Annotated in this window: 5 protein-coding genes; all 5 read left to right on the plus strand. The window is 42.3% G+C overall.

The features are described from left to right. The first annotated feature begins 219 nt into the window (after positions 1-219). The 5 genes from FTT63_RS14395 to FTT63_RS14415 all read left to right on the plus strand — a co-directional run bounded on the left by FTT63_RS14395 (position 220) and on the right by FTT63_RS14415 (position 7,351). Positions 220-630: a cation efflux protein, CzcI-like gene (locus FTT63_RS14395; RefSeq protein ID WP_197704863.1), complete on the plus strand. Its 411-nt coding sequence runs from the start codon at positions 220-222 to the stop codon at positions 628-630. A 48-nt stretch (positions 631-678) separates the two neighbouring features. After that, the gene (locus tag FTT63_RS14400) at positions 679-2,004 is read left to right on the plus strand and encodes a TolC family protein (protein ID WP_180192438.1); all 1,326 of its coding nucleotides are present in this window, start codon (positions 679-681) and stop codon (positions 2,002-2,004) included. 1 nt (position 2,005) lies between these two features. Next, the gene (locus FTT63_RS14405; protein ID WP_016658777.1) at positions 2,006-3,235 is read left to right on the plus strand and encodes an efflux RND transporter periplasmic adaptor subunit; all 1,230 of its coding nucleotides are present in this window, start codon (positions 2,006-2,008) and stop codon (positions 3,233-3,235) included. After that, positions 3,225-6,365, plus strand: coding sequence for an efflux RND transporter permease subunit (locus tag FTT63_RS14410; protein WP_180192439.1), 3,141 nt, complete (start codon positions 3,225-3,227; stop codon positions 6,363-6,365). The genes FTT63_RS14405 and FTT63_RS14410 overlap by 11 nt, the downstream gene beginning before the upstream one ends. Before the next feature lie 86 nt (positions 6,366-6,451). Further along, entirely contained in the window at positions 6,452-7,351 is a 900-nt protein-coding gene (locus FTT63_RS14415) for a cation diffusion facilitator family transporter (RefSeq protein ID WP_005028603.1), read from the plus strand. Positions 7,352-7,408: the final 57 nt, after the last annotated feature.

A 7,408-nucleotide genomic window follows, 5' to 3' on the forward strand; every position in this document is an offset into this window, starting at 1 on the left:
GGTGGCCTAACTTAAATAAAAAGTCTCCGACAAACCCGGTACGGTTCACTATCTATTGTTATTCTTACCTGAAATTGATGTGAGCTTATAGAGACAAGGTAAATTTGCAAAAGTGCCGGCTATTCAGTGTTCATTGAATGTTTAATTTAATTTATTAAGCTTGACCTTGGAGTGGCTCTAAGCCTTATACTTGGTACAAATTTTTCGATTGTTATGATGATGCGTTCTACTACATGGATTACAGTCTTGGTTGGATTGTTCATGTTCCAAAGCTTTTGGAATGTGGCGGCGGCCTTTTGTGTCCATGAACAACAGCCTCAATCACAGCAGAGTTATCATTTTGGTCATCACCAAAATACCTTGTGTGCCAGCGATAGTCGTCAACACGATCATAATGGACAGTCAGAAAACATAAAAACATTCAGTAGCGATTTAGAAATCGGTGAAGATCATCAAGATCATCTACCATCGATGACGCATTTGATTGTACAAAATGAAAAAGTAGATGTGTTTCATCCAAGCTCTGAAGTTAAAGTGAATCCACAATTTCATTGGAAAAACAGCTATCAGGCTCCTGACCTGTTTCAACAAAGCCCACCTCCCGAATTTTCCCCGCTCATGGTGGGGTAGCCTAAAACATTCCCACCACTTTTATTATTTAAATAAGTGGGAAAAATCATGTCTTCACAATCAATTATACTCTTGCGTCATAGCTTGGTTGCTTGTATATGTACAGCGGCTATGCAATATAGCTATGCTGAAAACGTTACCAGCTTTGAATCCGCTTTAGCAAAAGTACAAAGTTACCAGACTCAAGACAAGCTGTGGCAACAAGTTCAGCAAATATCTGAATTGAATATTCAGCAAAGTCGGTTATGGCAGAATCCAAGTATAAGTTTAGAACAGTCTGGCTTTGGCTCAGGTCAAGAACAGGAATTCAATGTTGGCGTTAGTCAACCTCTAGATCTATTTGGTCAGCGTAAGCTGAACCGGGTGATTGCCAATACCTCGAATCAACAAATCCAATTGCAACAGCAATTATGGAAGGCACAAAGCCAACTGATTGTTAAATTTGCATGGTCGCAATTTGCACTTGCTGAGGTTGAGCAGTCTGCTTATTCAGTACAGTTAAAAACAAGTAAAGCCAATCTGGACAGTGCCCAGAAACGCTATCAGGCAGGCAGTATTGCCCTGGTTGATTTTGAGCGTACCCAAATTGAAGCGCTAGAAATCCAACGACTTTATCAGCAAGCGATGCTGAATAAACAAGCTGCCGGTCGTCAGCTGTCTAATTTGTGGGGGGAAGAAACATCTTCACATCTTCAATTGAATAAAACCGCTATCCCTTGGCCAGAGCAAAGTCTCCAAACTGTGCAACGGTATATTGCTGAAGGGTGGCTAGAAAAATTCTATGCCTTGAACATTCAGCAATCGGATCATCAAATTGAAAATTTAAGAATTCAGGCACGTCCCAATCCGACTTTAAATGTAGGCATGAAACGTAGCAAAACCCCTAATGAAAGCAACGATACGACTTTGGCAATCGGCGTGGCTATTCCACTGAATATTTTCAACCGCCAGCAATATGCGATCCCGATGGTCCAGCAACAGCAAATATTGCTGAACCAACAGCAGCAGCGTGAGCTGAAGCAACAAATACTCAATATTGCCAACAGCATGCATCAGCTCAAAGGTTTACGTAGCCAGTTCGATGCCACAACAGCACAAGTTACTTTGGCGACCAAAGTTCAGAGCCGTACTTTACAAGGGTTTCAGGCAGGGAAACTGTCCATTACCGACGTTCAGCAAGCAACCACCCAACTGCAGAATCTTCGATTGGGTCAATTACAAATTCTACGTCAAGCTTGGCAAACTGCCCTCGCAGCTGAGGCACTCAGTATTGGCACAAGTTATGAAGAAATTAGCCGTTCGGATGCCTATACACAACTGAATAAAAAGGCAGTCGAAGCATCGCAAAATTTAATCAATGGGGGAGCACGATAAAATGAACGCCAAGCAAAACGGAAAAATATCCCAGTCTCTCATGATTGCAATTTTGATTCTGATTACGGTCTTGGTCAGTCTGGTTATTTGGTTAAGTTCAAAAAAAACTGAATCTGAGGGGCATGGTCATGATGAGGGAAATGCCGAACATTCTGATGAAGATAGTTCTGAAGAAGGACATGCTGAAGAAGGCGAAATACAACTGACCAGCCAACAAATGGTTGAACAAGGTTTAAAAGTTGCTGTTGCATCCACAGGATTGGTTGAAAAGCTGACAACCCTGCCAGGTAAATTGGTGGTGAATACCGATCAACAAGCGCATATATCGCCTAATTTTAGTGGTCATGTCGAGCAGGTCAATGTGGCTTTAGGACAGAGCGTGCAAAAAGGACAAACGCTGGCTGTACTAATCGTGCCTGAACTGATCGACCAACAGGCAAATCTGCGTATGGCACAGGTGAATCTGGATTTGGCCCGTAAAGATTACCAGCGCGAACAGCAACTCTGGTCACAGGGGATTTCTGCCAAACAGGATTACCAGCGTGCCGAAAATGCCTACCGTCAAGCGCAGATTACTGTCCAGTCCTCACAAGCACGTTTAAATGCATTAGGTGCAAGTGGCAATAACAATGGGCGTTTTCTGATTAAAGCACCGATCTCTGGGGTGATCAGTCAAAAAGATATTGTGGTCGGTGAAAATGTGCAACTGGCTAATCAGCTCTTTGTCATTGAACAGCTGAAAGATTTATGGCTTGAGTTTAATTTGCCGAATCAATTCTCAGGTCAACTGCAAGCCGGGCAAAAAATTGACTTTAAAGTGAATGATTCAGATCAAATCTATAAAGCTACTGTACAAAGCTTAACCTCTCAGGCAGATGTACAAACAGGGCGTCTGGTGGTGCGCGCAAAACTCGATGCGCAAGCTACTGAGTTGCGTTCTAATGTGTTAGTGAGAGTGTTGATTCCGGAAGCTACAGCAAAATCAGCCCTTCGGATTCAAAAGTCTGCGCTGCAAAGTATTGAAGGTGAAGACAGTATTTTCATCGTAGATTCAGAACAAAAAGGTCAAGTCCACTTAAAAGCACAGAAAGTGCAATTGGGGCAGGCTTCAAGTGATGGACAATGGCTTGAAGTGATTTCTGGGCTGACTGAAGGGCAGAAGTATATCGCTCAAGGCAGTTTCTTGTTGAAATCTGAATTAGAAAAAGACGAGGCAGGCCATGAACATTAATTCTGATCTGCCAAAACCAGAAGGTTTATTCGAACGAATCATTCAGTTTTCCATACAAAATGCGATTTGGGTGTTGCTCTTTGTCTGTACCTGGATTGCGGTCGGGGTGTATAGCTATCAGAAACTCCCGATTGATGCTGTACCCGATATTACCAATACCCAAGTCCAGATTAATACTCAAGCCAAGGGTTTTACTGCGCTTGAAGTCGAACAGCGGATTACCTATCCCATTGAAAATGCCATGGCTGGCATTCCGGATCTGGAGCTTACCCGTTCCATATCCCGTTATGGACTCTCTCAAGTCACCATTGTCTTTAAAGATGGGACTGATATTTATTGGGCCCGTCAGCAGATTAACCAACGGATACAGGAGGCGCAATCTGAGTTGCCTGCACAAATCGCACCGACGATGTCCCCCGTTTCTACGGGTCTCGGTGAGATTTATCAATGGGTACTGAAGGCAGATCCGAATGCGAAAAAGCCGGATGGAACTGCATACACGCCGATGGATTTGCGTGAGATTCAGGACTGGATTGTGCGTCCTCAACTGCAACGTGTTAAGGGAGTTGCAGAGGTCAACAGTATTGGTGGTTTTGAAAAAACCTATGTGGTCTCTCCCGATTTAAACCGGATGCAGCAACTGAATATCTCATTAGAACAACTGCAACAGGCTTTAGCGCAAAATAATGAGAACCGAGGTGCAGGTTATATTGAAGACAATGGTCAGCAACTGACGGTACGTGTACCGGGTGCATTCAATGGGCTTTCTGATATTGAGAACACCATGCTGGGTAGCCCAAATGGCAGCCCAATTCGGGTTGGTGATATTGCGCAAGTCTCTATTGGGCATGATTTAAGAACCGGTGGGGCAACCTATAACGGCAAAGAAACCGTTTTAGGGGTTGCCATGATGGCGATGGGTGGAAATAGCCGGACTGTTTCTAAAGCTGTGGATGCCAAGCTTCAAGATATTCAGAATAGTTTGCCTAAAGGGGTAGTGATTGAAACGGTGTACGACCGTACTACCTTGGTTGAGAAGGCGATTAAAACCGTTCAGAAAAACTTGGTAGAGGGAGCAATCCTGGTCATCATCATTCTGTTCCTGTTTTTAGGGAATATCCGTGCTGCCTTGATTACTGCCTGTGTCATTCCACTCTCTATGCTGTTTACCTTAACCGGGATGGCACAGAAAAATATCAGTGCCAATCTGATGAGTTTAGGTGCACTCGATTTCGGCATCATTGTCGATGGTGCTGTGGTGATTGTCGAAAACTGTATCCGGCGTTTAGCCCATACACAGCAACTGTTAAAACGACCTCTCACACAAAGTGAACGCTTTAAGGAAGTTTTTCTGGCTGCCCGCCAAGCACGTCGTCCTCTTATTTTTGGTCAGCTTATTATTTTGGTGGTGTATTTGCCGATTTTTGCTTTAAGTGGTGTGGAAGCAAAAATGTTCCATCCGATGGCATTGACAGTGGTACTCGCCCTTGTTGCAGCCATTATTTTATCGATCACCTTTGTGCCTGCTGCTGTGGCATTGTGGGTCAAAGGCGATATTCAAGAAAAAGAAAGTCGTTGGATGTTATGGCTAAAAGCTAAATATCAGCAAACTCTTGATATTTCGTATCAATACAAAGCAGTTGTGCTGACTTTTGCACTGTGTGTATTAGTGATTACGGGATTTATCAGTACCAAACTCGGCAGTGAATTTGCACCACAGCTCAGTGAAGGAGACTTTGCGGTACAACAGTTACGTTCACCAAGTACAGGCTTAGAAGAGTCTTTACGTATTCAGGAGAATACTGAAAAACTTCTTTTAAAGAGTTTCCCTGAAATTAAGGCAGTATTTGCCAGAACGGGTACAGCCGAGGTTGCAACAGATGTCATGCCACCCAATATTTCAGATGGCTATATCATGTTAAAGCCTCGTTCAGAATGGCCAAATCCTAAAGAAAGTTTAGATGAATTACGTGGCCGTATGGTGACGTATTTAGCCACGATTCCAGGCAATAATAGTGAATTTTCACAACCGATTGAACTCCGATTTAATGAATTGATCTCAGGTGTGCGTAGTGATGTTGGTGTGAAAATCTTCGGTGATGATATGAATGTCCTCAATACTGAGGCGACTAAAATCTCCAAAATCATTCAGCAAATATCGGGTAGCAGTGCCGTGAAAGTTGAGCAGACCTCAGGTTTGCCATTACTGAATGTCGAGGTAAATAAAACTTTGGCTGCACAATATGGTTTGAGTGTGCGTTCAATTCAAGACCTTGTGGCAACCAGTATTGGTGGACAAAGCGTGGGAGAGATTTTAGAAGGCGATCGTCGTTTTGATTTTGTTATCCGTCTTGGAGAGCAAGACCGTAGTGTCGCATCTGTTTCCCAGTTACCTATTCAGCTTCCAAATGGTGGCAGTATTTTTTTGTCGGATGTCGCGCAAGTCTCGACCATTGAAGGAATCAACCAAGTCAGTCGAGAAAATGGTAAACGCCGAGTTGTGGTTACAACGAATGTTGAAGGGCGTGATTTAGGGTCTTTTGTTTCTGATGTACAGACACAGCTCAAAGCATACACTTTGCCAAGTGGTTATTGGATAGAATATGGCGGTCAGTTTGAAAATTTGGCTTCAGCCAAAGCACGGATGCAAATCGTGATTCCACTGGCTTTAATCACTATCTTTATTTTACTGATGGCGGTCTTTCACAATGTCAAAGAAAGTCTATTGGTCTTTACCGGGGTACCCTTTGCCTTGACCGGTGGTGTGCTGTTCCTTTGGCTAAGGGATATTCCATTATCGATGTCAGCTGGAATTGGCTTTATTGCCTTATCTGGTGTTGCAGTCCTCAATGGACTGGTAATGCTGACCTTTATTAAGGAATTAAGGGACAAATATCCAGTGCATAAAGCCGTGTGGCAAGGGGCTATTTTGCGCTTAAGACCAGTGTTGATGACAGCTTGTGTGGCTTCACTGGGTTTTGTACCAATGGCGCTGGCAACCGGAACAGGGGCTGAGGTTCAACGGCCACTGGCAACCGTAGTGATTGGCGGGATTATCTCTTCAACATTACTAACTTTGGTGCTGTTACCCGTGCTTTATCGTTGGATAAATGAAAAGAAAGTTTCTTAATCCAATAGATTAGTCGATTTACAGCAGAGATATTGGCTGTTATCCAATATCTCTGCTCATCATAAATAGAATAAGGAAAATATTTTATGTCAGAACATCATGATCATAGCCATGCGGTTGTTACTGAAGAAAATAGTAAGAAGTTAATGGTTGCCTTAGGTTTAACGACTACTTTTTTAATAGTAGAAGTTGTCGCTGCTTTTATTACCCAAAGTTTGGCTTTGTTATCTGATGCAGCTCATATGTTTACTGATGTAGCCGCTTTAGCTATTGCTCTTGCCGCTATCAAAATTGGTAAAAAAGCCGCAGATGATAAAAGAACTTTTGGCTATCAGCGATTTGAAATTTTAGCGGCTCTGTTTAATGCGGTGATGCTTTTTGTGGTAGCAATATATATTGTATATGAAGCTTATCAACGTTTTACGAATCCTGCTGAAATTCAAAGTGTTGGAATGATGATTGTCGCGGTCATTGGTTTGGTCATAAATTTGATTTCAATGAAAATCCTTTCTGCTAGTGCTGAAGGAAGTCTAAATATAAAAGGTGCATATTTAGAAGTTCTTAGTGATGCTCTAGGATCGATAGGCGTGATTATCGGAGGAATAGTTATTTATTTTACCCAGTGGATGTGGGTTGATACCGTAATCGCTGTGTTAATTGGCTTCTGGGTCTTACCTCGAACTTGGATTTTATTAAAACAAAGTATTCATATTCTGCTTGAAGGAGTTCCTGATGAGATTGATATTGAGTCGTTAAGAAATGATTTATTGAAGCTAGAGGGCGTTGAAGGGATTCATCAGTTGAAAGTCTGGGCTATATCCTCAAGAAATATTCATTTAACTGCTCATTTGGTTGCTCCGAATAGCAATACAGATCAACTCTATCAAAAGGCCTTAGAAGTTCTAAAACATAATCATAATATTACTGAAATTACGTTACAAATAGAAAATACGAAATGTAATACATTGAACCAACATAAACACTAATTTGGACTTTAGTCTTCATATAGATGTTTTGTGTAACTTTAAAGTATACCCTAAAGT

Source organism: Acinetobacter sp. C15 (assembly GCF_013420645.1).
In the GTDB taxonomy this organism is placed as follows: Bacteria; Pseudomonadota; Gammaproteobacteria; order Pseudomonadales; family Moraxellaceae; genus Acinetobacter; species Acinetobacter indicus.

Coding starts and splice junctions, on each gene's coding strand:
- FTT63_RS14395 (WP_197704863.1), top strand. CDS start 220: ATGCGTTCTACTACATGGATTACAGTCTTGGTTGGATTGTTCATGTTC.
- FTT63_RS14400 (WP_180192438.1), top strand. CDS start 679: ATGTCTTCACAATCAATTATACTCTTGCGTCATAGCTTGGTTGCTTGT.
- FTT63_RS14405 (WP_016658777.1), top strand. CDS start 2,006: ATGAACGCCAAGCAAAACGGAAAAATATCCCAGTCTCTCATGATTGCA.
- FTT63_RS14410 (WP_180192439.1), top strand. CDS start 3,225: ATGAACATTAATTCTGATCTGCCAAAACCAGAAGGTTTATTCGAACGA.
- FTT63_RS14415 (WP_005028603.1), top strand. CDS start 6,452: ATGTCAGAACATCATGATCATAGCCATGCGGTTGTTACTGAAGAAAAT.